Genomic DNA, 26012 nt, shown 5'->3' on the forward strand with positions numbered 1-26012 from the left:
AGCCTCTTTTATCCGCGGTTAGCAATGCTTTGGCGATGTAGAATGGCTGAAAACTCTTCCATAAAGTTGCCGTAAGTATTTTCTAACTTCTCCACTTTAGTGCTAAAGCGGTTGTACGCAATAACCGCAGGAATAGCAGCAAACAAACCAATTGCCGTGGCTATTAGCGCTTCAGCAATGCCCGGCGCAACCATTTGCAAGGTAGCTTGTTTGACCTGACCTAAAGCAATAAATGCGGTCATAATGCCCCAAACGGTGCCCAATAAACCAATGTACGGTGATATAGAACCCACCGTTGCTAAAAAGGGTAAACGTTGCTCTAGGTCGTCAACTTCACGCGACATTGCTATTCGCATCGCTCGGTAGGTGCCGTCGGTAATTGATTCGGGAACGGTAGAAGAGGCTTTACGAAGCCGCACATACTCTTTAAAGCCTGAACAAAAGATAAGGGAACATCCACTTAGATCGTCTTTTTGTGCAAGATCAGTGTAAAGTTCATTAAGATCAGCCCCTGACCAAAATGCTTCTTCAAAGCTTGCGGCTTCTTTAGTGGCCTTGCGCAAGGCCGATGTGCGTTGGAAAATAAAGGTCCAACTCACAATAGACGCTGTTAATAACAACAGCATGATAAATTGCACCACAAAACTTGCTTCTAAAAACAAGTGTAAAACAGACATTTCAGACGTCACTGCGGATTTCCCTCTTTTAGGCGGTCTACTAATTCACTTGGTAATGGCACCGGCTTAGACAACTCTGTATTCACGCAAGCCACCTTTACTTCAGCTACAACAAGTGTTTGATTATTATGTGTTATTTCTTGTGAAAACAATAAGCTAGCGCGTTTAGTTTTAAGTAATTCGCAACTTACGTTAACAATGTCATCTAATTTAGCGCTCTTTTTAAAGGCAATCGACATGTCTATGACGACAAAACCCAACGATTGTTCCAACAAATATTGTTGTTTTATGCCTAAAGCCCTAACCCATTCGGTACGGCAACGCTCCATATACTTCAAATAGTTTGCATGATAAACAATGCCACCGGCGTCAGTATCTTCATAGTACACGCGACAGTCTATATCAAATTTATTCATGCATTAACTCTCAATTAGTCCTGATTTTATACGAAAGCATTCATTTCATAGCCATCCTAAAATATCGATATATGCTGCTTTTACCGCTTAATTTATAAAACACTTTTTAGCATTAGAAAAATTAGGGGTAAATCAGAATTATATTCATTTGCTACTCTGCCAAAAATACCTAAAATACCACTCATACAATATGTAGCGAAAGCTATTCTTGTTTTCATGGACTCCCTTCCGATGATATTTTGCCCACCTATACGGTGGGCTTTTTTATGTCGAACCCTAAATGTAAATAAGCACTATCGGTAGCCACCCTACCTCTCGGCGTTCTTTGTAAATATCCTTGCTGAATCAAAAAGGGTTCAATTACATCTTCGATAGTTTCTTTTTCTTCACCAATGGCTGCTGCGACATTTTCTAATCCCACCGGCCCACCATTGAACTTTTCGATAATTGACAGCAGTAATTTTCGGTCCATCAAATCGAAACCAAGTTTGTCGACGTCGAGCATATCTAAGGCAGACGCCGCAATCTCTGCATTGACATCACCGTTTGCTTTAACTTGCGCATAATCTCTTACTCGTCTGAGTAAACGATTAGCAATACGCGGTGTGCCACGCGAGCGTTTTGCAATTTCCAGCGCGCCATCTGGTTCCATTGACATATTTAAATGCTTAGCACTACGTAAAACAATATTGGTTAAATCAGCCACTTTATAAAACTCTAGGCGTTGCGTAATACCAAATCGGTCGCGCAACGGTGACGTTAGTGAGCCTGCGCGGGTAGTTGCGCCTATGAGAGTAAATGGCGGCAATTCTAATTTTATAGAGCGTGCTGCAGGCCCTTCGCCTATCATAATATCGAGCTGGTAATCTTCCATAGCGGGATATAACACTTCTTCAACCACTGGACTAAGGCGATGTATTTCATCTATAAATAGCACATCGTTTTCTTCTAAGTTGGTTAGCAGCGCGGCTAAATCACCGGCTTTTTCGAGTACCGGGCCCGAGGTTGTTTTAATATTCACCTGCATTTCATTGGCTACTATGTTGGCTAAAGTGGTTTTACCTAAACCTGGCGGGCCAAATATAAGCAAGTGATCAAGTGCGTCTTCTCTGCCGCGGGCAGCTTCGATAAAAATTTCCATTTGCTCACAAACGGCTTGTTGCCCAGCATAATCAGCTAGCAGCTTTGGCCGAATCGCGCGGTCGACGGCAGCATCTTCCGTTTGTTCTTGAGGGCGTAAAATACTGTCAGCTTCAATCATGACTTTTTCCTGTATTGCTTAGCGATAACTTGTCCACATTTACCGAATTTTGGTCTTTGCTATAGCATAAACACATTGTTATACCATCGATTTAAGCGCGTCTCTAATGAGTTGCTCGCTACTTGCGTCTTCGCTTGCAATTTTATTGACGGTTGTTTCTGCTTGATTACGTTTGTAGCCAAGTGCAATTAGCGCACTAATCGCTTCGTCTTTAGCGCTCACTTTAGGGCTTAGTATTGAGGCACTGCTATCTGTGTTGCTTAATGCAGTGCTAGGTAAAGTACCCATGGCTGGTATTGACTCTAAATTGTTGAGTTTATCTTTTAATTCCACCACCAGTCTCTCGGCTGTTTTTTTGCCAACACCAGGCATTTTAACCAATGCGGTAATGTCTTCGTGCATAACGGCTGCAACAAATTGCTCTGCGGTCATGCCCGACAAAATAGTACAGGCTAGTTTTGGCCCGACACCGTTAGCTTTTATTAGAATGCGGAATAAACTGCGCTCTAAGCGTTCGGTAAATCCAAATAATAAATGCGCGTCTTCACGCACAATAAGATGAGTAAACAGACTGACTGATTCATTAATGTCAGGCAGTTGATAAAAACTGGTCATGGGTAGCTGAATTTCATACCCTACGCCGGCTACATCCAGTAGGATTTCGGGGGGCATTTTCTCTAAAATAGTGCCTTGTAAACGTGCAATCATGAATGATGTCTTATTATGTTGTTGTTTTGCCAATTGGCATACTGTCTATTGTAGACGTCTACGCACTGTTTTTGTAGCACTACCGGCCATTTTTATCAGGCTTTGTTCTGTATGCAAATGACATAAGGCAACACCCAGGGCATCCGCAGCGTCGGCCTGTGGTATTTTGTTAAGCTTTAAAAGATGGGTAACCATATGTTGTACTTGTGTTTTGTCAGCACTTCCTTTACCCACAACCGACTGTTTAATTTGTCTAGCCGAATACTCAAATACCGGTAAATCAACATGTGTGGCAGCCACAATAGCCGCGCCGCGCGCTTGTCCAAGTTTCAGTGCTGAATCGGGATTTTTAGCCATAAATACCTGCTCAATAGCAAATGATGTTGGCTTAAATTGCTGAATAATCTCAGACACACCATCAAATACATTTTTGAGCCGCTTGGCTAAACTGTCGTCCAGCACTTTTATGCAGCCACTCCCCAAATACTCAGTATTACGCCCACGCACTGCAATGACGCCATAGCCGGTAATACGCGAGCCGGGATCAATGCCAAGTATTATCTGCGGACTGAGTTGAGGTTTATGAACTTGGGACAAAAGCTTCTATCGCTTGTTTATTCGTGTTTGACCATACTTTAGCGATTGCTGCAGATTTGTCGAGCCATAAGTAGCTTAAATGTTCGGTTAGTGTAATTTTACTATCACTGGCTACCTGAACACAAAACACATATTCAAAATTAAGTGTTATGCCAGGTGCGTAACGGTGGCGCCAGTCTTCTCTGATAGTGTATTGATTGGTTTGCCGACAGTCCATCAAGCTATGTCTTGCGGCTTTGATGTCAATACCGGTTTCTTCTTTTACCTCACGCAAGGCTGTCGAAACCGGTACTTCGTCTTGTTCCATTGAACCGGTCACTGACTGCCAAAAATTCGCATCATCGTCTCGTTGTAAAACCAGTACTTGGTTATATTGGTTAAATATAACAACCAGCACTGATTCAGGGCGCTTAAAAGCCGAGTTATTTACTAAAGTATGGCTGTTTTGGCTAGAAATAAACTAGTCTTCCTCTTTAGGCAAAATGCTAGCAATAGATAATTCTTTGAGCTGTTCTGGATTTGCCATACCCGGCGCCCCTGTCAGCGGACATGCGGCTGTAGTGGTTTTAGGAAACGCCATTACATCGCGAATAGAATCGGCTCCTACCATTAACATCACTAAACGATCTAAGCCAAACGCTAAGCCTGCATGCGGAGGCGTTCCATATTTTAGGGCTTCCAGTAAGAAACCAAATTTCTCTTCCGCTTCTTGTTTCTCAATACCAAGCAACTCAAACACGGCGGCTTGCATATCCATATTATGAATCCTTACCGACCCACCTCCTAATTCTACGCCATTTAATACCATATCGTAGGCATTAGACAATGCACTTGTTGGCTTGTCTTTTAGCGCTTGAATATCAGCGTTCATGGGAGCGGTAAATGGATGGTGTAGCGCGTATAAGCGGCCATCTGCCTCTTCAAACATAGGGAAATCGACAACCCATAAAGGTTTCCAATCTCCTTGAAGTAATTCAAAATCTTCCCCTACTTTCAAACGCAATGCACCAAGCGCCTCGGTAACGGTTGTATAGTCGCCAGCACCAAATAACAATATATCGCCGTCGCTCGCTTTATTTAATTGCAAAATTTCGGTAACCGTTTGTTCATTTAAGAACTTCAAAATTGGGCTTTGTAATCCGTCCATACCGCTGGTGATGTCGTTGATCTTTATCCAAGCCAAACCCTTTGCGCCATATACACCAACAAATTCTGCGTAATTATCTAATTGTTTACGCGACAATTTAGCCCCCCCTGGCACACAAAGCGTGGCCACACGCCCATTTTCATCATTAGCAGGGCCGCTGAATACTTTAAACTCAATGTTTTTTAGCGCGCTGGCTACATCTACAATTTCTAAGGGGTTACGTAAGTCTGGTTTATCGCTGCCAAAGCGACGCATTGCATCAGCATATGTCATATGCGGGAAATCGCCTAAATCGACATTAAGCAATTTTTGAAATAAGTCACGCACAAGCCCTTCAGTAATTTGCATGACCCCTTCTGCATCTAAAAACGAGGTTTCAATATCAATTTGTGTGAATTCTGGCTGGCGATCAGCACGTAAATCTTCGTCGCGAAAACACTTCACAATTTGATAGTACTTGTCCATTCCACTCATCATCAATAATTGCTTAAACAGCTGTGGAGACTGTGGTAAAGCAAAAAATTCGCCTTTGTGTGTGCGGCTTGGCACCAAATAGTCGCGCGCGCCTTCAGGTGTCGCTTTTGTTAATATAGGGGTTTCTATATCTAAAAAGTCGTTATCTTCCAAATAACGTCTTACCGCACCTGTCACCTTTGATCGAAACACCAGTCGCTCACTCATTAGTGGACGACGTAAATCTAAATAACGGTACTTTAAACGCTGTTCTTCAGAGTTTTCTTGATTCCAGTCTAGTGGCAATGCAGGGGCTTTATTGATTATGCTGACGTTTTGCGCCAACACTTCAATTTCGCCCGTGCTCATATCTTTATTTATTTGGGTGTCAGGGCGTTTGCGCACCTTGCCGCTAACTTCAATACAATATTCAGCGCGAACAGAGGATGCCGCTGCAAATGCTTGTTCAGTGTCAGGATCAACAACCACTTGCACAATGCCTTCACGGTCTCGGAGATCAATAAATACGACTCCGCCAAGGTCACGGCGTTTATTTACCCAGCCATTTAAGGTGACGGTTTGTTCAAGATATTGAGTGTCTATTCTTCCACAATAGTTAGTGCGCATTTAGGCTTGCCTTTTATTTATAATTTGTTTGCGCGTAATCTTTTTATAAGTGTTACCGCAATTCAGGCGCGCATTATAAACTAAACCCCATCTTGAAAAAATAAGGATGAAAAGATTATTCGCAAAAACTTATCGCAACATGCAAGGTTTAGAAACAAATAAGATGATCTAACTGCACGCTTATACCAAAAGTTTCACCAATATGATGATTATGATGACTTGGCGCAAAACACCATATGGTCTCTAAAGATGAAGGTAATTGTAGTTTATATTTTATAAATGCCCCACGAAAAAATCGCTCAACAATAATGGCTTTATGCGGACTTTCGTCGTCATGGATAATATCGTCGGGACGCAATAATACATTGACTATTTGTTTGTCTGTAAAATCATCAAAAGTAGATTTTTTTGCTTCGCTATCCATGCGCCCATTTTGGCTACTAATCATCGACGTTTCAATGCGCTTTTGCATTGTTTGTTGAGTCTTTACCACCTTGGTGAATAATTTACCTAAGGCCGTTTCAACACATGCCTCAGATTTGTTGTACTCACCCTGAATAAATACGCCTTCGCCAACAAAATTTGCCACAAAATAAGTCTGTGGTTCATGATACAACGAATAGGCGTTAGAGAATTGCTGTAACCGCCCTTCTGCTACAATCGCTATTTTATCGGCAAAGGCGAATGCTTCACTTTGGTCATGCGTGACTAAAATAGCAGTTAAGCCTAGACGTTTAATAATATCGCGAACATCATGTGTGACTTGCTCGCGTAAAGTTGGGTCTAAACTCGAAAATGCCTCATCCATTAATAGAACATCGGGCTCAGGTGCAATGGCACGGGCGATGGCTACTCGTTGTTGTTGCCCACCCGAGAGTTCTGCCGGATATTTTGCAGCAAGCTCAGCAATGCCCATAATATCCATATAGTATTGTGCTTTTTGTTTTTGTTCGTTGACCGTCAGTTTAAATAAACCAAACTCGACATTTTGTTGCACTGTCATATGCGGAAAAAGCGCGAAATCTTGGAAAACTAAGCCTAAGGAACGGTCTTGCGGTGGCACCATGGTATGCAAACTGGCAACGCACTGCCCATTAATGGCAATCTCGCCCTTTTTAAGCTGCAAAAAACCTGCAAGCGCTCTCAACAAGGATGTTTTACCGCTACCTGAAGGTCCCAAAATACACGCTACTTCACCACTTTCTAGAGAAAAACTCACGCCCTCGAGAACACATTTGTTATCGTAGGCTAAGTCTACATCACTCAGTTCAATTAGCGCTTGGCTCATATTTTTTCTAAACTCTTAGTTAGTAAAATAACAGGAATAATACCTGCAAACACAATACTGACAGCCGGTAAAGCGGCATCGATTAAACGCTCATCTGAGGCTAATTCGTAAGCTTTTACGGCGAGAGTATTAACATTAAAAGGCCGCAAAATTAATGTCGCCGGAAGTTCTTTTAATACGTCAACAAACACTAAAATACAGGCGCTTATTAAACTAGCGCTAATCAGCGGAGCATGCACTGTTCTTAACACTCGACCACGACCCGCTTTTAAACTAATGGCTACTTCGTCTAAATTAGGCTTAATGCGCTCTAGACCTGTATCAGTATTATGCAAAGCAACACTTAAATAGCGTATGGCGTAAGCGAACACAAGAATAGTGATTCCGCCTGAAATAAGCAAACCTGGTTGGTAATCAAATAAGCTATTACTCAGTATATTCAATTGCTTATCAGAAAACCCCGCTACTTGCACTACCCCAACCGCAATTACCACACCGGGCAAGGCGTAACCTAAACCCACAAATTGGCTTGCAAACTGAATACTTTTAGAAGCAAATTGACGTTTGCAATAACTGATTATTAAGGCCGCAGTCACAATTACTATTACACTAATGCCGGCTAATTTTATACTCGTGAATAAAAGCGGGAAATATTCATCAAAGGCATCTGCATTGGCATATTCTATAACCCAATATAACAATTGAATAAAAGGCACTACAAAGCCAAATAAAGGTGGCAACAAACAAACTAAAAATAAGCCATAGCTTGTCGCACCATACTTTCTTTTTGCTTCGGTTGTGCGATTATGACGAGCCTGAAAACGTGAGTGATGTTTACGACTGTTTTTCTCGAGCCACAAAAATATAAATACAAATAAACAAAGTAAGCTAGCCAACTGGCTTGCAGCAAGCGCGTTTCCCATACCAAACCAAGTCCGATAAATACCTGTTGTAAATGTGTTTACACCAAAGTAAGCGACAGTTCCATAGTCAGCCAAGGCTTCCATCATAGCAAGCGCGGCGCCAGTTAAAATAGCTGGTCGTGCTAAAGGTAGTGCTACCGTTTTTATGTAACGCCATTTAGACATACCTGCAAGTTGAGCAACCAAAGAGAATTGACTCGATTGTTCTTTAAACGCTGTGCGGGCAAGCAGATAAACATAAGGGTATAAAACCAAAATCATCATTGCTATCGCGCCACCTAAATTGCGGATATCAGGTAATATGCGTGTGTTGCCCTGTGTGCCGAACCAAACACGTAAACTTTCGTGCAGCGGGCTGGCAAAATCAAATACACCGGTATAAGTATAAGCAATGATATATGCAGGCATAGCTAAGGGTAATAATATTAGCCATCTGAGAATCGATTTTCCGGCAAAGTCGTAATGCACCATCAACCAAGCTAAGTAGCAACCAATTAACGAAGTGCCAATACCGACGCAAAATGCGAGTATCAGACTATTGCTTATATAATCAAACAAAACTGTACTGACTAAATGCTCCCACACTTGCAAATCAATATAAAATACACTCGCAAAAATAACCAATAACGGGACTGCAAAGAGTCCCGTTATAAATATTGTACTAACAAGTAATTTGCTAAAGCGTTGTATCACTCGTTATTTCCAGCCCGCCCTATCCATTAGGATTAGCGCATTTGCATTGTTTTTTCCTATTGTTTTAAGGTCAAGGTCTTGCCCTTTGAATTCGCCAAATGACGCGAGTTCGGGGCTTAAGGCTACGCCGTCGATTACTGGATACTCATGGTTAATTTGCGCATACCATTGTTGGGCCTCATCGGTCAGCATATATGCTAGTAATGTTTCAGCATTGGCTTTGTTTTTCGCGTGTGCAGTGATAGCAGCACCTGATACATTCACGTGGGTTCCCATGCCAGGCTCGCTGCCTGTCAAATTGGTTTGATCGTGCCATATGACCTTAACTTGTTGAGCTACTTCACGAGTAGTTTTATCCTTAGCTGCTAACATGCCTCCAAGATAATAAGTATTGGCAATGGCAATGCTGCATTCGCCAGCTACCATGGCCTTAATTTGGTCGCGGTCACCGCCTTTTGGGCTGCGAGCAAAATTAGCCACCAAGCCTTTTGCCCACGCGAGCGCTTTTTCTTCTCCCCACAAAGCGATTAAACCAGACATCATAGATTGATTATATATATTGCTAGACGACCGAATACACACACTATTACGATATTTTTCGTCAGTCAATTGCATCAAAGAGACTAAACTATTGTCTTCAAATGTGCCCTTTTTTACCATGATAGGTCTAGCGCGCTTGGTTAAGGCTATCCATTTTCCTTGCTTATCCTGCCATTTTGCGTCTAGCTTTGATAATACAGTTTGCTCAGAAATAGCTTGGGTCAAACCCATTTGTTCAGCTCTCACTAGGCGCCCAACGTCAGCCATCACTATCATGTCGGCAGGGCTAAATTGCCCTTCGGCTTTAAGGCGACTAATTAAAGCATCACCTTTGCCTGTCACCAAATTAACGGTTATACCAGTTTCTTCAGTAAATTTATCCAATAGCGGTTTGATAAGCGCTTCTTGCCTTCCAGAATACAAATTAATTTCTGTTGCAAGAACGGGTGCACTAATAAATATCAGTAAAGTTGCAATAATAAGGCTTTTGATAAGATACTCCTTTCCAATTTAAAAAACACAAAAGTACTAAAACATGCTGTTTCCGGCTCGCACTTGTACTAAATTGATATTAAATGTGGGTTAAATGATAATAAGTCTCACTAAGGTTAAGAGTAGCACAGGCACTATTCACTTGAATAGTAGTTTTGCATAAAAGTGAATAACTTTAAGAAATCGGTGTAAACTCCAAAAGGAGTGTTGATCCCGAACATTGAATACGCTAAAACCTCTTTTATACTTAGACAAAGCGTTTTGCGTTTATCGCAAATACCTTACAAAAATCATCAACCTTATTTAGGAATCTTCTACAATGAATAATTCAAAACTTGTTTATTCAACCGACTTTGGGCGCATAAAAAACAGCGCAGATACCCAACAACAAGTGCCGAAAGGCGATGGAATAGTACGTATAAAACGCATAACAAAAGGCAAAAAAGGCAAAGGGGTAAGCGCTATTGAAGGCCTTGATATGGATGCTAAAGCCCTGAAAAACTTATGTTCTGACTTAAAAAAGCACTGCGGCTGCGGTGGCAGTGTCAAAGGTTTTACGATAGAAATTCAAGGTGATGTGCGTGACAAACTAAAAGTCTATTTAGACAAGCTTGGATTAAAAGTGAAATTAGCAGGAGGATAATTCTAATTATTTGAGCATAATTGGCCGATATATGTATTACAAAAAGTAATAGCGTAGAAAACAGCAACCAAAGAGAACACCACATGCAGCAACTATTGATATCTGATTTACATATTTTGTTGGTAGAACCTTCAGATACGCAAGCGAAAATAATCAGTAGTTTATTAACAAAAGAAGATGTCAATGGCGTTGATATCGTAAAAAATGTGGCCCAAGCAAAAGCCTCAATCGACAAACACAACGTAGATTTAGTTGTGAGTACTATGTATCTGTCTGATGGCACTGGCTTAGATATTATTACTTATCTCAAAAACAATACAAGCACCGCTAGTATACCTTTTATGCTGGTGTCTAGTGAAACCAGCATGCAACGTTTAGAGCATTTTAAACAATCAGGGGTGGCGGCCATATTACCCAAGCCATTTGAACCCATTCATTTACAAAGAGGGCTGAGTGCCAGTTTACAGTTATTAAACGAAGAAGAACTCGATTTAGAGCTGTTTGATGTGAATCAGTTGCGCGTTTTATTAGTAGATGACAGTTTGCTTGCACGCAATCACATAAAGCGTGTTCTGCAAAACATGGGGATAGAAACCATCACTGAGGCTGAAAATGGTGCGCATGCGCTGACATTTTTAAAAGACATGGAATTTGATTTGGTGGTGACGGACTATAATATGCCAGAAATGGACGGTAGAGAACTATCTGAATATATTCGCTTCAATCCACAAACGACCCATATTCCTATCATTATGGTGACATCTGAATCAACCGATAGTTTACATATGTCGAACATTCAACAGACTGGGGTGAATGCCCTTTGCGACAAACCTTTTGAAGCCGCAGAAGTTAAGCAGATTTTAGGATCATTGCTAAATTAATAGCCCCCGCTCATTTACATCATCCTGTCTATTTTTGGCTCACTTTTTGGGCTTATTTAGCACATAGCCATATAATTTAAAGCAAATAAGTCGTTGACACTATAGGCGCTCTTTTTTACATTGCTAATATTACAAAGTATTTACGAATTTATTGAGAACCGCTAGTGTCCAAAGAAGTTTTAAACGAATTGCGCGAGAAAATAACGGCGACTGATAGTCAATTGCTTAGCCTTATCGCAAAAAGACAAACACTTACTGCCAAAGTGGCAGAAACAAAAGTTAAACATCAGATATCGGTGCGTGATAAATCCCGCGAGGAACAGTTACTCCTGCGTTTGATAAAACAAGGACAAGAATGTGGGCTTGATCCACACTTTATAACAAAGTTGTTTCAAGTGATCATTGAAGATTCTGTGCTGCAGCAACAGTCATTATTGCATGAATGGGCGAACCCTGACTCACGCCTACAAATTAACCGAGTCGCTTTTTTAGGAAAGAAAGGGTCTTACAGTTATCTAGCTACCCAAAAATACTTTTCCCGTAGACCCGGTGATTTAGTTGAAATTGGCTGTAATAGTTTTGCTCAAATCATTGATAAAGTAGAAAAAAATGAAGCAGACTTTGCAGTTTTACCAATCGAAAACACAAGCTCTGGTAGTATTAATGAAGTTTTCGACCAACTGCAGCATACTCGTTTAAATATTGTTGGAGAGTTAACACACCCTATTGAACATAGTCTTTTAGTGCATGAAGGCGTTAGACTAGAAGATATAAAAACAGTGTATACCCACCCACAAGTGTTTGCTCAATGTAGCCACTTTTTGGCAGGCCTAGGAAATATCGAAGTTAAAACTTGTGATAGTACAGCCGATGCTATGGTCAAAGTGGGTGAGTTATCTGCACCTAATGCCGCTGCAATTGGGTCTGCAGAAAGTGGGCATTTGTATGGACTCAAAGCAATTAAGTCTGATTTGGCCAATCAGAAAGAAAATCATAGCCGTTTTATAGTCGTAGCCAGTCAATCAATAAAGGTACCGCTACAAGTACCCGCAAAAACAACGGTGATTATGTCCACTGTGCAATCTCCCGGTGCTCTGTGTGACGCACTCACGGTGCTCAAAAATAATAATATCAACATGACAAAATTAGAGTCTAGGCCAATAAATGGCAACCCTTGGGAAGAGATGTTTTATGTAGATATGTTGGGTAATATTGAAGACGGTCCAATGCAATTGGCATTTGAAACGCTTAGAGGCATGACGCGCTATTTTAAAGTGCTTGGTTGTTACCCTGTAGAAGAAATCTCGCCTACCAGAATCGCCGCGTCACAAGCGCTAACCGAGGCTCAAAAAGAATGAGCCTGGCTTAGCTTGTAATGGCTAGACTTTAAAACGATTAATCATTTCCATGCTATGAGCGGCTATTCTAGCCAATTCTGTGGCCGCTTGACTTGATTGCTCTGCGCCTGTTTCAGCGTCGTGAGCCATGCGTCGAATATTTTCAATACTGCCTGTGACGGTTTTTGAAGTGTGTGATTGGCTTTGAGTCACCTCAGCAACCACTGCGCCTAAGCGGGCATTTTCATCTAACACATTGGCCACACTCTCAAGTGCCTCGGTAATTAGAGAAACCATGTCTATGCCCTCGTCTGCGGCACTTACTGCGTTATTCATAACCTCTGCACTGCGGTCTGAAGCACCCGTCATTACATCTATAATTTGACTGATTTTTCCGGTCGTTTCTTGACTCCGATTCGCCAATGCTCTTACTTCATCAGCAACAACCGAGAATCCGCGTCCTGCATCACCTGCTCGCGCCGCTTCTATAGCAGCATTTAAGGCCAATAGGTTTGTTTGATCAGCGATACTATTTATATCATCTAAGAATACAGTGACGTTGTTCACCTCATCGCGCAAGCCACTAATAGTGGTACCCGTAGTTTTGATTAGGTCGACTAAGTTTGTTAGTTTTTGTGTCGCTAACTTAGTGTTATCAAAATGTTCTTGCAAGCCTTCATTAACCGTTTGGCTTTTGGTTTGATTTTCACTTACAGTAACTGCAATATTGTCGATAGAAGTCGCGAGTTCGCTAATTGAATCGTTGACTCGGCTAGTTTCACTGCGCTGCTCTGTCGCATTCGCGGTAGTAGACTGTGTCACCGCCATTAGTTCTTCAGAGGTTGAGGCTAGCGATGTAGAATCGTCACGTATGTTGGCAAAAATATCGTGAACTTGCTCAATAAAACCGTTAAACGCTATTACAAGTTTGTCGATTTCAGTAATACCACATTTTTCCAATCGAATTGTCAGATCAGCATCACCAGTAGATAAATCTTCACACATTGCACCCACTTGATTTAATGGCCTTGTAAATTTGAGTACCAATGCAAATGCCACTACAAGCGACACAGCTAATACCACTGCACCTACACCAATCAATACCCATACGAGGGCACTTTTTGTCTCTGACACCAATAATAATGCCTCTTGTGCATCAATCTCAGCTAACAAAGCATAAGAGGTATCGCCTAGGGCAAATTCACCGTATGCAGAAAAAACATCTACGCCGCGGTAATCCACAATACTTTCAAAACCTGAGTTTCCGTTTAAGGCGTTTTGCACCGACAAGGTATTAACTTCAAGCAAGCCTACCGTTGTGCCTGCCATATCAACTTTTTGCGTTTGTTCTGGGCGATAGCTTCTAAGACTTTCTGTGAAACTGTTCGCATCCTCCAAATAAAACCGGCTCTCGGTTACCAACTTTTTGTTGCCATTGACTAAATAGGTTTCACCTGATTGACCATATCCGTTGTTCTCCCAATCTTGATTATGCGTCATGATATTGTTGACACGATCAAGAGGAATTTGAAAGATAAGCACACTGACTAATTGTTCGCCATTATAAATTGGAGTAGATATAAATCCTGCCATGGCATTGTATGAAGGTAAATAAGGTGATAATTCGCTATAACTAATTGTACCTTTAGCATTGTTTGCCAATGCTTTTTTAAAAGCAATACCAATACCAGAGTTTGCGTAGGGTCCAGACTTCAGGCTGGTTGCGTAGTCTAGTTCCTTAAACACACTATAGGTAATATAGCCACTAGCAGGCTCAACTAGAAATATATCGTAATAACCGAAATCTTTTAAGAATTGGCGTGCGTCTGGGTGAAACTGATTATGCAATCTTGCATAGTCTGAGCCATTGTTTAAATTAGATAAACCATCTTTGCTGCCTATTTCGTAGTCTGATCCCGCAATAAAATCGTACTGAAGCGCCTTACTGTTTTGGTTGAGAGGCTCTATCAGTGTATTTATATTAGAAACAGGTTCACCGTTTCGTTGAGAATAGAGTGAAGCAAAATCATTTTTATAGTAACTCTCTAAACTTGATAATTCACCTGTATTGATTGCGCCTCGCTGCGTGGCATAATCGTTAAAAGCATTTTCAAAATCAATCGCCGCTTTTACCCAGCGCGAATTATTTGCTTGGTTCAACAATTGATTTTCTACTACGGTGAAGTAGCTTGAAAGAGAATTGCTTACATTCACCAACTTTCCTGAGAGTTTACTTTGTGCTTCTTCGGTCAAGGATGAACTCAAAGAATTATTTAGTGATACAAATAAAGCAGCACCCATCAATATAATAGCAATGGTAGGAAGACTTAAAAGAGCCGACAATAAACGAGAACGCAGGGACAATGGCTTCACCTTTAAAAGTAGGAGTTAATTTAAAAGCGAAGTAGAATATTGAAGTGCTTAGCAAGCGACGTTATTTATTTCGTAACAGTTGCCCATCATCAGCTTTGAGCAACATTTGCTTACTATCTTTTAGACAGGTTTTTGCATAGTCACCAAACCAAGCTTGAACATCTTCAAAAGCCTCAATAAAACTCGACTTTTCATTATGTTTAAGCAGGTTAAGGGCTTCACCAAATCTAAGATGAAATCTCTCCAATAAATCGACATTCGCTCGATTATTGAAAATAATATCGGCATACAGTGCAGGAGCTTGAGCAAAAAGTCGCCCAACCATAGCAAATTCTAAACGATAAATTGGCGAACTAAATGCAATTAATTCTGATAGTTCTGGGTTTTCTTGTGCTAAGTGTTGCCCATACACAAAAGTATTGAAATGTCGCATTACTTGAATAAACGCCATAGCATTATCGTGCTTGTCGGCATTGGTTTGGTATATTTGCGCTCCCCACACAGTCATTTGTTCGATAAGCCATTGATATTTATCAGGATATCGCCCTTCGCATACAACAACCACTTGTTTGATCATACCAGGAGCATCGGGTCCAAACATGGGGTGTAATCCCACTACAGGACCTGCATGCACGTTAAGCATTGCCTCTAAAGGTTCTTTTTTAATACTGGTTACATCAGCCAATACACAATTATCAGGTAAACTTGGCAATTGTTTAATTAAGTCATTGGTAAGGTTAATTGGCACTGCCATTATGACCAAATCAGCATCCGCTAAAATAGAAGCTCTTTTTGCCCAAGCGTCTTTGTCTAACGACAAGGTATGGTAATCAGAATTTGCAAATAAATTTACTAGCAATTTTCCTAGTGCACCTTCTCCACCAACCACCACAACTTTATGAATATTGGCATTGATTTTCGAATAATTGGCATGTTGCGAATAATAAGAATCTCGCATCATTCTACGCAGAACATCTTCAACCAAATCACCCGATAAATCTAAGGCTTCGGCTTGCGCTCGGCGAGAAGCAATCATACTCGCTTCTCGCTCAGGCACATAAATCGCCTGACTATTAGCACGTTTTACTGCGCCAACTTTTGCCGTTATTTTTTGCCGAGCCGCTAATATTTTCACTAACTCTTGATCTAGCTCATCAATTTTTTCGCGATATTCGTTCAGTGCTTGCTCGGGTGATTTGTTCTGCATATCTTGATTGGCTCGATTAATCAGTATTTCTTTTCTGCAAACGCATCGGCAAAACAGTAATCAATTTATCACGTGTTTCATGGATTAGTTTGTCGGTATCTTCCCAACTAATGCAACCGTCGGTAATTGACACGCCATAGTCCATTTCTTCTAAAGACTTGCCGTTTGAGCTCTGATTGCCGGGGTTTAAATGGCTCTCTAGCATAATGCCAATGATTGACTGATTACCTTCTAGAATTTGATTGACAACGTTTTGCGCCACTAATGGCTGACGTCTATAGTCTTTAGCACTGTTAGCATGACTGCAATCCACTACAAGCGATGCGCTTACACCATGATTTGTTAGTGAGTCTTCGCAATCGGCTACACAAACTGAATCGTAATTAGGTTGTTTGCCGCCGCGTAAAATAATATGACCATCGGGGTTACCTTCGGTTTTAATAATGCTCACTTGACCAGCTCTATTAATACCCATAAAACGATGACCAGAGGCAGCTGACTGCAAAGCATTAATCGCGATATTTAAGCTACCATCGGTGCCATTTTTAAACCCTACGGGCATAGACAAACCACTCGCCATTTCTCGATGAGTTTGCGATTCAGATGTACGAGCACCTATAGCAGCCCAACTAAAGAATTCAGCCAAATACTGGGGGCTTATTGGATCAAGTGCCTCAGTAGCGACCGGTATTTCTAGTTCTGCCAAATAATTAAGCAGCTCTCGTGCTTTGCGTAGCCCAGCCTCAATATCAAATGAATCATCAATATGAGGATCGTTGATAAGACCTTTCCAACCTGTTGTTGTGCGTGGCTTTTCAAAATAAACACGCATGACAATATACAAAGTGTCTTTATTTAACTCATGTAGTTCTTTTAAGCGCTTGGCATATTCTTTTGCGGCTTCAACATCATGTATAGAACAAGGCCCACATACCACTAGTAAGCGGTGGTCCTTACGTTGAATGATATCAGAAATAATATTGCGAGCTGATTGCACGTAAGCAAGCGCTTTATCAGACACCGGCATTTCTTCGGCTAATTGTTGTGGTGTAACTAATACTTTTTCGGAAGTGACGTGGAGGTCATTTACGCTATCTTTTTGCATGTTGTGTTAATCTTCAAATGTTATTTTTGACAGCCAAACACAGACGAATCTGCCAATTGACTGACGAATTTAATGGTGAATAGAGAAACCTTATTTTTATTATGTTTTGCGTTCTACTTTTAAGCTTATCTTTTACTTAAAAGTAAATGATTTCTGTCGATGTAGCGGATCTCTTACGCGGCCTATTTGCTTATGCTCAGGCTCTGTACACGTTGTAACAAACTTGCAGGTATTGAGCAAGCAAAATACTGACTAATATGACATATGCTAGCTAAAAAGCTAATTAGCATCATTTGGAGGTAAGCCCCTGAGCTATTTAAGGGCGCTTTAGGGCATCCATGCCCGCTTTATGATTACCCTGCTGGGTATACATAACTTGCATTCACACCTAATGGGAATCCTAGCGTCCAATAAATTAACAAGAATATAGTCCATGCTATTAGTATTGTGATGCTATAGGGAAGCATGATGGAAAGTAATGTTCCTATCCCAGTATTTTTTACGTAACGCTGGCAATAGAGCACCACTAAAGGAAAATAAGGCATCAATGGGGTAATAATATTACTCGACGAATCGCCTATACGATAAGCAATTTGAGTAAGATCTGGCGAAATATTTAATTGCATTAACATGGGCACAAATATTGGGCCCAAAAGCGCCCATTTTGCCGAAGATGACCCAATAAACAAATTCACAAAGGCCGTTAAGAAAATAATACCAACAATGGTGATCATCGCTGGCAAACCCAAAGACTTGAGTAACTCAGCTCCTTCTATAGCCATTAAAGCGCCAAGTTGCGACTTACCAAAAGCATCAATAAATAAAGCACAAAAGAAAGCCAGTACTATATAGTAACTCATGCCTTGCATGGCTTTGGTCATGCTATTAATCATGTCTTTCGTGCTTTTATACACCCCCGACATATAGCCGTATACAACCCCAGGCAGTAAAAATAATAGAAATATTATCGGCACAATTGATTGCATAACGGGTGCTTTGAAGCTGGTTAACTCCCCAGCAGCATCACGCATTGGACTATCTTCTGGTACTAATATAGCGATCAAGGCAATGATACCTAATAGCATTACAACACCTGACACCCTCAGTGCCTTGGTTTGTTTGGCGTCTAACTCATCAAACTTTGGAATGTCATCGGGATTGCCGTCTACTTCAACATTTTGCAATCGAGGCTCAACTACTTTGTCAGTCAAATACCAGCCGATACTCACAATTAAGAGTGAAGACGCTGAATTAAAAAACCAGTTGTTCAAAGGATTGATTTGTATTGCCGGGTCTACTATTTGTGCCGCTGTTTGCGTAAAGCTTTGTAATAATGGGTCTATGGCAGATGGAATAAAGTTAGCGCAAAAACCTCCGCTTACACCAGCAAAGGCAGCTGCAATGCCTGCTAAAGGATGTCGGCCCATGGCATAAAATATCACGCCTGCAAGAGGGATGACCAACACATAACCTGCATCGGTTGCGGTATGACTGATGATCGCAACCAATACTACCATTGGTGTGAGCAGGGCTTTTGGCGTAACATCTAACATGCGCTTTAAGCTGGCACTAATAAAGCCTGAATGTTCTGCAACTCCCACGCCTAGCATCGCGACTAAGACAACACCTAGTGGCGCAAAGCCAGTAAATATCTTCACCATTCTTGATAAAAAATCAGCGAGTGAATCGCCAGTTAACAAGTTTTGAATAACTATCGCTTCGCCTGTTGCCGGATTGATAGTATCCCATGTGAATTGCGACATTATTGCTGACAAAGTCCATACAACGACTAAGCAGAAAAAGAATATGATTGCAGGGTCAGGTAATTTATTCCCCACAACTTCGACTTTATCGAGTGCTCGGGTTACCCAAGTGGATTTGGCCTGCTGCATAGAGATTACTCCATTTTGTTATTATTATTGCTTGCTGAACAGTATATTGACTTTTTGCTAGAACAAAAATACTTACACAAATTACTTTCGATATACATGATTATGCGAGAACTGCTTAATATTGCAATATTACATCAAAATTAAATATCAATGTTCACATTTTATAAAGCTTTAAAACAAACATAAATACACTGTTCTAAGCTAATTTCCATTAGGTTAAAAGACTTATAGGAAATACTTGCTGCAAACACTTGACCATTGACATTGACGTTCACCAGCACCGCCTGCTCTTCTTTTTTTATGCGTATTACATAGCCTTTTAAGCAATTCAAGACACTCGTACTTTCTAAAACACCTTGCGATAGCATCAATACATGAGCGTCAACCACAAACACTTGTTCTTTAGTTAGCTTGCGTGGTGCCTTTTCATTCATTTTTTGATATACATATTGTTTTTTTTCGGGCGATGCACCATGGGTATTTACCCAATTGGGACTGTCTACAACGGGGAGTTCCCAAACAAGCAAATGATCATCTTCTTCTACATGACTAAACACGGCTTTAAAAGACGAAAAATAGCTCTCATTGGCATGCAGAGTATTTAACAGATAGTCTTGCATAACAGCGGCATCACCTTGTTTGATTATTGTGCCTTCGTTTATATAGGCGATTTGTGTACAAGATATTGAGAGCTCTTTTAATGAATGACTCACACATATAAATGCTAAGGCATAATTTGCATGCAAGTGTTTCACGATATCGAGCATTTCAGCACGTTTTTGCCAGTCAAGGGCAGAAAACGCTTCGTCTAGTAGCAAAATAGGTTTGCCACTTAATAATGCACGAGCAAAACAAACACGTTGTCTTTCACCTCCCGAAAGATGCTGTGTTTTTTGGCTGAGAATATCTTGTAAATCACATAATTCCACCACGTCCTGAAGTGACAATACGGCGTTTTTAGCACTGAGGCTTTTTGTTGTAATCAGTTCTAAATTGGCGAATACATCTAAATGTTCAAATAAAACGGTTTCACTACCTAAATATACGCAGGGATTTTCATAGGCATTGTCATAAATACAATGTTCATTTTGCCAAGTTAGTGTCCCACTTGTCCCTGACAATTGCCCTGAAACGGCTTTTAATATGCTACTTTTGCCTGTACCAGAAGGACCATATATACCAAGAATCTCTTTCTGTGTATCAAGTGAATAGTTAAACGCAATATGCAAGGGATCTCGATTTTGTCGCGCGAGTGTATGTTTTAAGTTTATTGTTAATTTGCTCATACTCCCACACCTACACTCTTGGTATGTCGATTAAATCTATACAATAAGGTTAAACTTATTACGCTTGTAGCCAATAGGATTAAGGCTAACTGGTGAGCAGCGTCATATTGTAAACTTTCTACATGATTAAACAGAGCGATAGAGACGACTTGTGTACTCCCAGGTATATTTCCACCAATCATCAGCACTAAGCCAAATTCGCCTAATGTGTGTGCAAAGCCAAGAGTAGCTGCCGCAATAATACTATTTTTTGTCATTGGCAATATAATATAAAAAAAGCTTTTTATTGGCCTTATACCCAAGGTACTTGCAGTAACAATCACTTGCTTAGCTGTTTGCGAAAAAGCGGCTACTAAGGGTTGCACTACAAACGGCAGTGAATATATAACAGACCCAAACAATATGCCTGCAAAACTAAATACGAACTGGTTGCCAACAATACTCACCCATAAACCACCCAGAAAGGTATCTGGTGAAAAAGCGGTTAATAGATAAAAACCTAACACGGTTGGAGGGAGTACTAAAGGCAAAGCAATTAAGGCTTCGAAAAATGATTTGAAACGCCCCTGGTAATTTGACAACCACCAAGCAAGTGGCAAACCCAAGAGTAACAAAATTAACACGGTAAATAATGCTAATTGCAATGTCAGCCAAATGGCTTGCCAATGATTGCTTAATTCACCCAAAACTATTTACCCGTCTGTATACTATTGATGTTTTTATTATGCTTATATCCGTACTTTTGCAATTTCATTTGAACACTTGGACTTAACAAAAATTGTACAAAAGACCGCACAACATCTTTATTTTTTGAACGTTCAAGTACCACCAATTGCTGCTCAATAGGTTTATAGTAGACCTGTGGAATACTATAGTACACTTTGTATTTATCGCCCTTTAGTAAGTTACTTGCTTGCACTAACAATGATTTAGACAAGATACCAAATTGAGCATTACCAGAATCGACAAATTGAAATGCCTGAGTTACGTTTGTGCCAAACACTAAGCGCTTTTCTGCTGTAGAAAATAATTCGCTTTGGGTTAATATCTCGTAGGCAGCCAACCCATATGGTGCAAGATCCGGTTTGGCGATGGCAATTTTTCCTTCTTCACTACCAATAAGCCTGTCTAAAACATCGATACTAAAAGCCATATCTTTAGTTTGAGGCAATAGCGGTTCTGAACGCCACAACACAAGTTGCCCATATGCATAAGTATGCCTCATTAGCGTTAAGTTTGCCTGCTCGAGTAAACGCGGCCTGTGCGTGTCAGCTGACATAAAGACATCAAATGGCGCGCCTTTTATTATTTGTGCATATAAAAGTCCACTCGAGCCAGTTACTATTTTAATATCCTCAGCACGCCATATTTGTTCTTTCGGGCGTTCTGCCAATAATGCTTCTAAGGCATATCTGAAATTACTGGCTACAGCGACTGTTATTTGTTTGTCTTGTGCAAAGACAGTAGATGTTAATGAGCAATAAAGTAAGCTTAACAATACCCAATAATACTGGTAACGAGCGCTCAGCCTAAAGCGTCGATTGTACTGGGTCGACTTACTGCAACAACGCATCAAAGGGTTCTATCATCACGTTTTCGCCAACTGCCACATCGCCCCGCTCTTGTTCTAATACAACAAAGCAATTACTTGAATAAAAACTAGAAAACACCCCCGAACCCTGGGCTTTTTCGAGCCTAACCAACAAATTGCCATCTTCGATGTAATAACATCCCCTTTGAAAGTCTGTGCGTCCAGGGCGTTTACGTATCGCCTGTGCGGCTTTAGCAGGGATAAGTATAGGTTGGTTAATGACCGCACCCGACATTTTGCGTAAAGCATCCGCAGCAATTTTATGAAAGGTGACAAAAGCAGAAACTGGATTACCCGGAAGCCCGATAAAAATACTGTTTACTAACCGTCCAAACGCCAACGGTTTACCCGGCTTAATGGCTATTTTCCAAAAATCAACGTGGCCGATATCGTTAACGATTTCTTTTACAAAATCAGCCTCTCCAACTGACACGCCACCCGATGTGATCACGCAATCTGCAAGCCTATCGGCTTCTAACAAAACATCCCTTATACATTGTTTGTTGTCAGCTACTTTACCAAGATCAATAACATTATATTGCATTTTTTCAAGTAGGGCCTTGATTGCGGGCCTATTACTGTCGTAAACCGCAGCTGTTTGATGAGCTTCGCCCGGTGTTAACAATTCATCGCCGGTAGAGAATATAGCCACTGTTAAAGGCTTATATACGCTGATTTCAGATAGCCCTAATGAAGCAATCAAGCCAATATCTGATGCTTTAATAAGCCTACCCTTATGGAGTATGACCTTGTTTTTAGCAATGTCTTCTCCCGCCAATCGAATAGCCTGCCCAAGCTTAGGTTTTTTAAGCAATACCAAATGATTATTTTCATTTTTGGTATTTTCTTGCATTTGAACACAATCGCAGTCATCAGGTATGGCAGCCCCAGTTGTTATCCGCACACATTCGCCGATATTCACTTGACCAATGAAAGGTGAACCAGCAAGACTCTTGCCAATCACTTTAAATTGTTCAGTTGTATCGATATCTTGATACCTGAACGCATAACCATCCATTGCTGAATTATCGAAGGCGGGCACATTAATGGGTGAGGCAATGTTGTGAGCTAATACTCTCCCCATTGCTTGGTCAAAACGAATAATTTCGACGTCTACCGCTTTAGGAAGCAGTTTTTCAATATGTGCTTTTGCCTGTGATAGAGTCTGTAAGTCAGACGTAAAACAATCTGCCGGCATGCAGTACGCCTCCTCTGCCTATCAGTTAGTTTTGCGCAAGTATCGTAAACGAATAATCAGGGCTAATCCAATTAACAATACAATGTTAATAGAACCACCGCCTGAACTATCACCACCATCAGGATTTGTGGGTTGCTCTGAACTGCTATCGATAAGGGTATTGCTAGCAGGATTTAAATCTGAGTTCGTTACACGAGTCGCATCTATCACAACAATATCCGTAATAATGACAAAGTTGTCATCATTAGGGACAACATTATTAGTTGCATCGGTAGTTGAATAATCGCGCAGAGGTAATTCGGCTAAGGCACCACCAAAATTAAATCGTGACAAGTTGGCGATAGCGTCAACTACTTCCATACCATTACCTAATACTTGGCCAAAAACTGAAAAGCCACCGTTTTGTGGATCTAATACTGTGGCATTATTTTCAAGGTTAACAAAAAATTGAGAGGTCGCACTGTCAGGGTTGCCGCTCAGTTTAGCCATGGCTATGGTACCACGAAGGTTTGACAATTCAGGTTCATTGACAACGGGTGCACCAGTTGCCACTTCGTCCAGAGGAAAAGCGTTATTATATGTAAAACCGCCCATTTGAACCACAAAGCCAGGTACGCTTCTGTGTACAACATTATTAGCATAAGCCCCAGAATTAACATAGTCTAAAAAGTTATTTACGGTCTGCGGTGTGACATCGTCAAAAAGATTAACTTGAAAATCACCAACGACAGTGCGGACTTCAACGACGGTGGCTTTAACTATATGACTTACGCTAAGAGATAGTGTTAATAAGCAAAAGCCCAATAAAAGGTTATTTTTCACTGCTAAGTTCTCATTTTTAATGACTAAAAAGGCTTATAAGGATATAGCAGAGAATTAACGAAATCTAGCAAAGTTAGCGCATTGTGATAGTTTCTTTATAATTTTCTATGTTTATGGCTCGTTTTAAACTTGAAGAGCTTAAATTGTATATTTATTGGACTGGTAGATTGCTAAAAAATTGTAAAATTGATAATGTCTCGGATTGAGAATGTAACATTGCACTAGCAATATTGATAAGAATAAGTTCGCCCTAATGCACTTAATACGTAAACCAAGTGAAATAAGGAAGTTGTCGTGAATAAACGGATTAGCACACTGTTAGTTGCAGTTCTATTTATTATTATTTGTATTGCTGGTTATTTTGCAATAAAAGACTTGGCTGGTTCGCAAAGCCAGCAGCAACAACAGTCAGTATCACCAATCTTTGGTTTGATTGAAAGTGAATTAGTTGAACCATTGCACATCGCAAAAACACTAGACAAAATTGGCGTATATAAAGAATACTTTAATGTCGAAGAGCCTGAAGAAGCTCCCTTAGTTGCTCAATTAAAAGAATATAACGAATTATTTGAATTAGAGTTTTATGTCGCTCATGAAAAATCAAGGAAGCAATATAATTCAGATGGTCGAGTATTTGACCTGATTGAAGGTCAAGTCATTTGGTATTTTGCACTTAAAGAAGAAAACGAGTCAGAAATTCAAGCTGTTTTAGGTAAACGAGAAGATGTGCATCTATATATTGATGTTAGACAGTATGATGAAGATGGCAATTTTATAGGCTTTGTCGGTGTAGGTAAGTCTCTGAATGATTTTATAAAATCGTTTGAACAATATAAGTCACAATACGGCCACGAATTTATTTTCGTCAATAACCGAGATGAAATAGTATTGTCCTCACGGTCTGATTTGCTCCCAACCAACTCAGAACGCAGTGATGGCACTATTGGCATCAAAGATATATCAGACCTTAGTTGGTATGAGGAATTCACTTCTAAAACACAAAACAAGATAGAACCTAGCATAGTGGTTGCTGGTGAAGATGGGGACTTGTTAGTATCAGAATTAAGTATTGAATCACTCAATTGGTCTTTATATTTACTCACGCCACTAAGTGCTAGACAGCAAGAAGTCAACCAATTGTTTGCCGTGTATGCTGGCATAGGCATGCTTAGTTTGTTCTTTTTATATAAAATCGTATATAGCTTGGTAAGCTTTTATATTAACAAAATGAGCAGAAAATTTAATTATGACCCGCTAACAAACCTCTCTAATAGACAGTATGCGAGCTTATATTTTACTCGCTCTCGACGTGAAAATAGGCAAACAGCCATATTATTGCTCGACCTAGATCACCTTAAAAAGGTCAATGATACACACGGACACCATGCCGGAGATGAAATTATTAAATCGCTTGCACAATGTATTTCTGAAAATGTTCGCCCTCAAGATTTGGTGGTTCGTTGGGCAGGTCAACAATTTGTTATTATTATGACAGGTATCGAAAAAGAAGAAGCTGAAAACACAGCAGAGGATTGCCGAGCGGCAATCCAAGCTCACAGCATTACCGTGGACAGTTCTTTTGTGAGCGTAACCGCTAGCGTGGGAGTGTCGTACTCCCGCGACTTGGGCGACTCTTTAGACTTGATGATGGAGTGGTCGACACAAGCTCTGGAAAGAGCAAAAGCAGCTGGCAAAAACATAGTGGCAAGCAAGTAAACGTAAAGTCACACGAAAAGCCTCAAGCCAGAGGTAGCCCTTAAGCCAGAGGTAGCCCTACCCAATATTAAGGCATAAAATGCCATGGATGGCATTTTCTGAGCGGCCATGGATGGCGCACAGCGTCCTTAATATTGGG

23 protein-coding genes are annotated in these 26012 nt (G+C 40.7%); 4 read left to right on the plus strand and 19 right to left on the minus strand.

Annotated features, from left to right (window positions below; all coding sequences use genetic code 11):
• Nucleotides 1-8 precede the first annotated feature (8 nt).
• From tolQ to RM552_RS07535, 10 genes are all read right to left on the minus strand, one after another.
• Entirely contained in the window at nt 9-689 is a 681-nt protein-coding gene (tolQ, locus tag RM552_RS07490) for a protein TolQ (RefSeq protein ID WP_311368137.1), read from the minus strand.
• The gene (gene ybgC, locus RM552_RS07495; RefSeq protein ID WP_311368138.1) at nt 686-1093 is read right to left on the minus strand and encodes a tol-pal system-associated acyl-CoA thioesterase; all 408 of its coding nucleotides are present in this window, start codon (nt 1091-1093) and stop codon (nt 686-688) included. Before ybgC ends, tolQ begins: the two co-directional genes overlap by 4 nt.
• Nucleotides 1094-1340: 247 nt before the next feature.
• Nucleotides 1341-2354, minus strand: coding sequence for a Holliday junction branch migration DNA helicase RuvB (gene ruvB / locus RM552_RS07500; protein ID WP_311368139.1), 1014 nt, complete (start codon nt 2352-2354; stop codon nt 1341-1343).
• A gap of 78 nt (nt 2355-2432) precedes the next feature.
• Entirely contained in the window at nt 2433-3062 is a 630-nt protein-coding gene (gene ruvA / locus RM552_RS07505; RefSeq protein WP_311368140.1) for a Holliday junction branch migration protein RuvA, read from the minus strand.
• 45 nt (nt 3063-3107) lie between these two features.
• Nucleotides 3108-3623: a crossover junction endodeoxyribonuclease RuvC gene (gene ruvC, locus RM552_RS07510; protein WP_311368300.1), complete on the minus strand. Its 516-nt coding sequence runs from the start codon at nt 3621-3623 to the stop codon at nt 3108-3110.
• A 19-nt stretch (nt 3624-3642) separates the two neighbouring features.
• Complete coding sequence (gene nudB / locus RM552_RS07515; protein WP_311368141.1) at nt 3643-4056, minus strand: dihydroneopterin triphosphate diphosphatase; 414 nt, start codon at nt 4054-4056, stop codon at nt 3643-3645.
• 63 nt (nt 4057-4119) lie between these two features.
• Nucleotides 4120-5886, minus strand: a complete 1767-nt coding sequence (aspS, locus tag RM552_RS07520) for an aspartate--tRNA ligase (protein WP_311368142.1) — start codon at nt 5884-5886, stop codon at nt 4120-4122.
• A gap of 148 nt (nt 5887-6034) precedes the next feature.
• Nucleotides 6035-7174, minus strand: a complete 1140-nt coding sequence (locus tag RM552_RS07525; RefSeq protein WP_311368143.1) for an ABC transporter ATP-binding protein — start codon at nt 7172-7174, stop codon at nt 6035-6037.
• Nucleotides 7171-8790 (minus strand): ABC transporter permease, encoded by a 1620-nt coding sequence (locus tag RM552_RS07530; RefSeq protein WP_311368144.1) that lies wholly within the window; start codon nt 8788-8790, stop codon nt 7171-7173. Before RM552_RS07530 ends, RM552_RS07525 begins: the two co-directional genes overlap by 4 nt.
• 3 nt (nt 8791-8793) lie before the next feature.
• Nucleotides 8794-9810, minus strand: coding sequence for an extracellular solute-binding protein (locus tag RM552_RS07535; protein ID WP_489753037.1), 1017 nt, complete (start codon nt 9808-9810; stop codon nt 8794-8796).
• Nucleotides 9811-10141: 331 nt separating this feature from the next.
• Between RM552_RS07535 and yciH the strand changes: the two genes are divergently transcribed.
• The 3 genes from yciH to pheA all read left to right on the plus strand — a co-directional run bounded on the left by yciH (nt 10142) and on the right by pheA (nt 12704).
• Nucleotides 10142-10465, plus strand: coding sequence for a stress response translation initiation inhibitor YciH (gene yciH, locus RM552_RS07540; RefSeq protein WP_311368146.1), 324 nt, complete (start codon nt 10142-10144; stop codon nt 10463-10465).
• A gap of 83 nt (nt 10466-10548) precedes the next feature.
• Nucleotides 10549-11346: a response regulator gene (locus RM552_RS07545; RefSeq protein WP_311368147.1), complete on the plus strand. Its 798-nt coding sequence runs from the start codon at nt 10549-10551 to the stop codon at nt 11344-11346.
• Between the two features lie 164 nt (nt 11347-11510).
• Nucleotides 11511-12704, plus strand: coding sequence for a prephenate dehydratase (pheA, locus tag RM552_RS07550; protein WP_311368148.1), 1194 nt, complete (start codon nt 11511-11513; stop codon nt 12702-12704).
• 21 nt (nt 12705-12725) lie between these two features.
• Here the strand turns inward: pheA and RM552_RS07555 are convergent, their stop codons facing one another.
• The 9 genes from RM552_RS07555 to RM552_RS07595 all read right to left on the minus strand — a co-directional run bounded on the left by RM552_RS07555 (nt 12726) and on the right by RM552_RS07595 (nt 24157).
• Nucleotides 12726-15047, minus strand: a complete 2322-nt coding sequence (locus RM552_RS07555; protein WP_311368149.1) for a methyl-accepting chemotaxis protein — start codon at nt 15045-15047, stop codon at nt 12726-12728.
• Nucleotides 15048-15117: 70 nt separating this feature from the next.
• Nucleotides 15118-16263 carry a bifunctional chorismate mutase/prephenate dehydrogenase gene (gene tyrA / locus RM552_RS07560; RefSeq protein WP_311368150.1) on the minus strand — a complete coding sequence of 382 codons (1146 nt, stop codon included), beginning with the start codon at nt 16261-16263 and terminating at the stop codon, nt 15118-15120.
• Between the two features lie 16 nt (nt 16264-16279).
• Complete coding sequence (locus tag RM552_RS07565) at nt 16280-17368, minus strand: 3-deoxy-7-phosphoheptulonate synthase (RefSeq protein ID WP_311368151.1); 1089 nt, start codon at nt 17366-17368, stop codon at nt 16280-16282.
• Nucleotides 17369-17721: 353 nt separating this feature from the next.
• Nucleotides 17722-19260: an AbgT family transporter gene (locus RM552_RS07570; protein ID WP_311368152.1), complete on the minus strand. Its 1539-nt coding sequence runs from the start codon at nt 19258-19260 to the stop codon at nt 17722-17724.
• Nucleotides 19261-19421: 161 nt separating this feature from the next.
• The gene (locus tag RM552_RS07575) at nt 19422-20546 is read right to left on the minus strand and encodes an ATP-binding cassette domain-containing protein (RefSeq protein WP_311368153.1); all 1125 of its coding nucleotides are present in this window, start codon (nt 20544-20546) and stop codon (nt 19422-19424) included.
• Entirely contained in the window at nt 20543-21232 is a 690-nt protein-coding gene (modB, locus tag RM552_RS07580) for a molybdate ABC transporter permease subunit (protein WP_311368154.1), read from the minus strand. Before modB ends, RM552_RS07575 begins: the two co-directional genes overlap by 4 nt.
• Nucleotides 21233-21234: 2 nt before the next feature.
• On the minus strand, nt 21235-22119 hold the full coding sequence (modA, locus tag RM552_RS07585) for a molybdate ABC transporter substrate-binding protein (RefSeq protein ID WP_311368155.1): 885 nt from the start codon (nt 22117-22119) through the stop codon (nt 21235-21237).
• Nucleotides 22103-23335: a molybdopterin molybdotransferase MoeA gene (moeA, locus tag RM552_RS07590; protein ID WP_311368156.1), complete on the minus strand. Its 1233-nt coding sequence runs from the start codon at nt 23333-23335 to the stop codon at nt 22103-22105. The genes modA and moeA overlap by 17 nt, the downstream gene beginning before the upstream one ends.
• 21 nt (nt 23336-23356) lie before the next feature.
• Complete coding sequence (locus tag RM552_RS07595) at nt 23357-24157, minus strand: peptidylprolyl isomerase (protein WP_311368157.1); 801 nt, start codon at nt 24155-24157, stop codon at nt 23357-23359.
• Nucleotides 24158-24451: 294 nt separating this feature from the next.
• Between RM552_RS07595 and RM552_RS07600 the strand changes: the two genes are divergently transcribed.
• Nucleotides 24452-25873 (plus strand): sensor domain-containing diguanylate cyclase, encoded by a 1422-nt coding sequence (locus tag RM552_RS07600; RefSeq protein WP_311368158.1) that lies wholly within the window; start codon nt 24452-24454, stop codon nt 25871-25873.
• Nucleotides 25874-26012 lie beyond the last annotated feature (139 nt).

The organism is Glaciecola petra (genome assembly GCF_031846345.1).
Classification (GTDB): Bacteria; Pseudomonadota; Gammaproteobacteria; order Enterobacterales; family Alteromonadaceae; genus Glaciecola; species Glaciecola petra.

Bases quoted from the DNA above. Each gene is read 5' to 3' on its own strand.
- ybgC (WP_311368138.1), bottom strand. From the start codon at position 1,093: ATGAATAAATTTGATATAGACTGTCGCGTGTACTATGAAGATACTGAC.
- ruvB (WP_311368139.1), bottom strand. From the start codon at position 2,354: ATGATTGAAGCTGACAGTATTTTACGCCCTCAAGAACAAACGGAAGAT.
- ruvA (WP_311368140.1), bottom strand. From the start codon at position 3,062: ATGATTGCACGTTTACAAGGCACTATTTTAGAGAAAATGCCCCCCGAA.
- aspS (WP_311368142.1), bottom strand. From the start codon at position 5,886: ATGCGCACTAACTATTGTGGAAGAATAGACACTCAATATCTTGAACAA.
- RM552_RS07525 (WP_311368143.1), bottom strand. From the start codon at position 7,174: ATGAGCCAAGCGCTAATTGAACTGAGTGATGTAGACTTAGCCTACGAT.
- yciH (WP_311368146.1), top strand. From the start codon at position 10,142: ATGAATAATTCAAAACTTGTTTATTCAACCGACTTTGGGCGCATAAAA.
- RM552_RS07545 (WP_311368147.1), top strand. From the start codon at position 10,549: ATGCAGCAACTATTGATATCTGATTTACATATTTTGTTGGTAGAACCT.
- tyrA (WP_311368150.1), bottom strand. From the start codon at position 16,263: ATGCAGAACAAATCACCCGAGCAAGCACTGAACGAATATCGCGAAAAA.
- RM552_RS07565 (WP_311368151.1), bottom strand. From the start codon at position 17,368: ATGCAAAAAGATAGCGTAAATGACCTCCACGTCACTTCCGAAAAAGTA.
- RM552_RS07570 (WP_311368152.1), bottom strand. From the start codon at position 19,260: ATGCAGCAGGCCAAATCCACTTGGGTAACCCGAGCACTCGATAAAGTC.
- RM552_RS07575 (WP_311368153.1), bottom strand. From the start codon at position 20,546: ATGAGCAAATTAACAATAAACTTAAAACATACACTCGCGCGACAAAAT.
- modA (WP_311368155.1), bottom strand. From the start codon at position 22,119: ATGCGTTGTTGCAGTAAGTCGACCCAGTACAATCGACGCTTTAGGCTG.
- moeA (WP_311368156.1), bottom strand. From the start codon at position 23,335: ATGCCGGCAGATTGTTTTACGTCTGACTTACAGACTCTATCACAGGCA.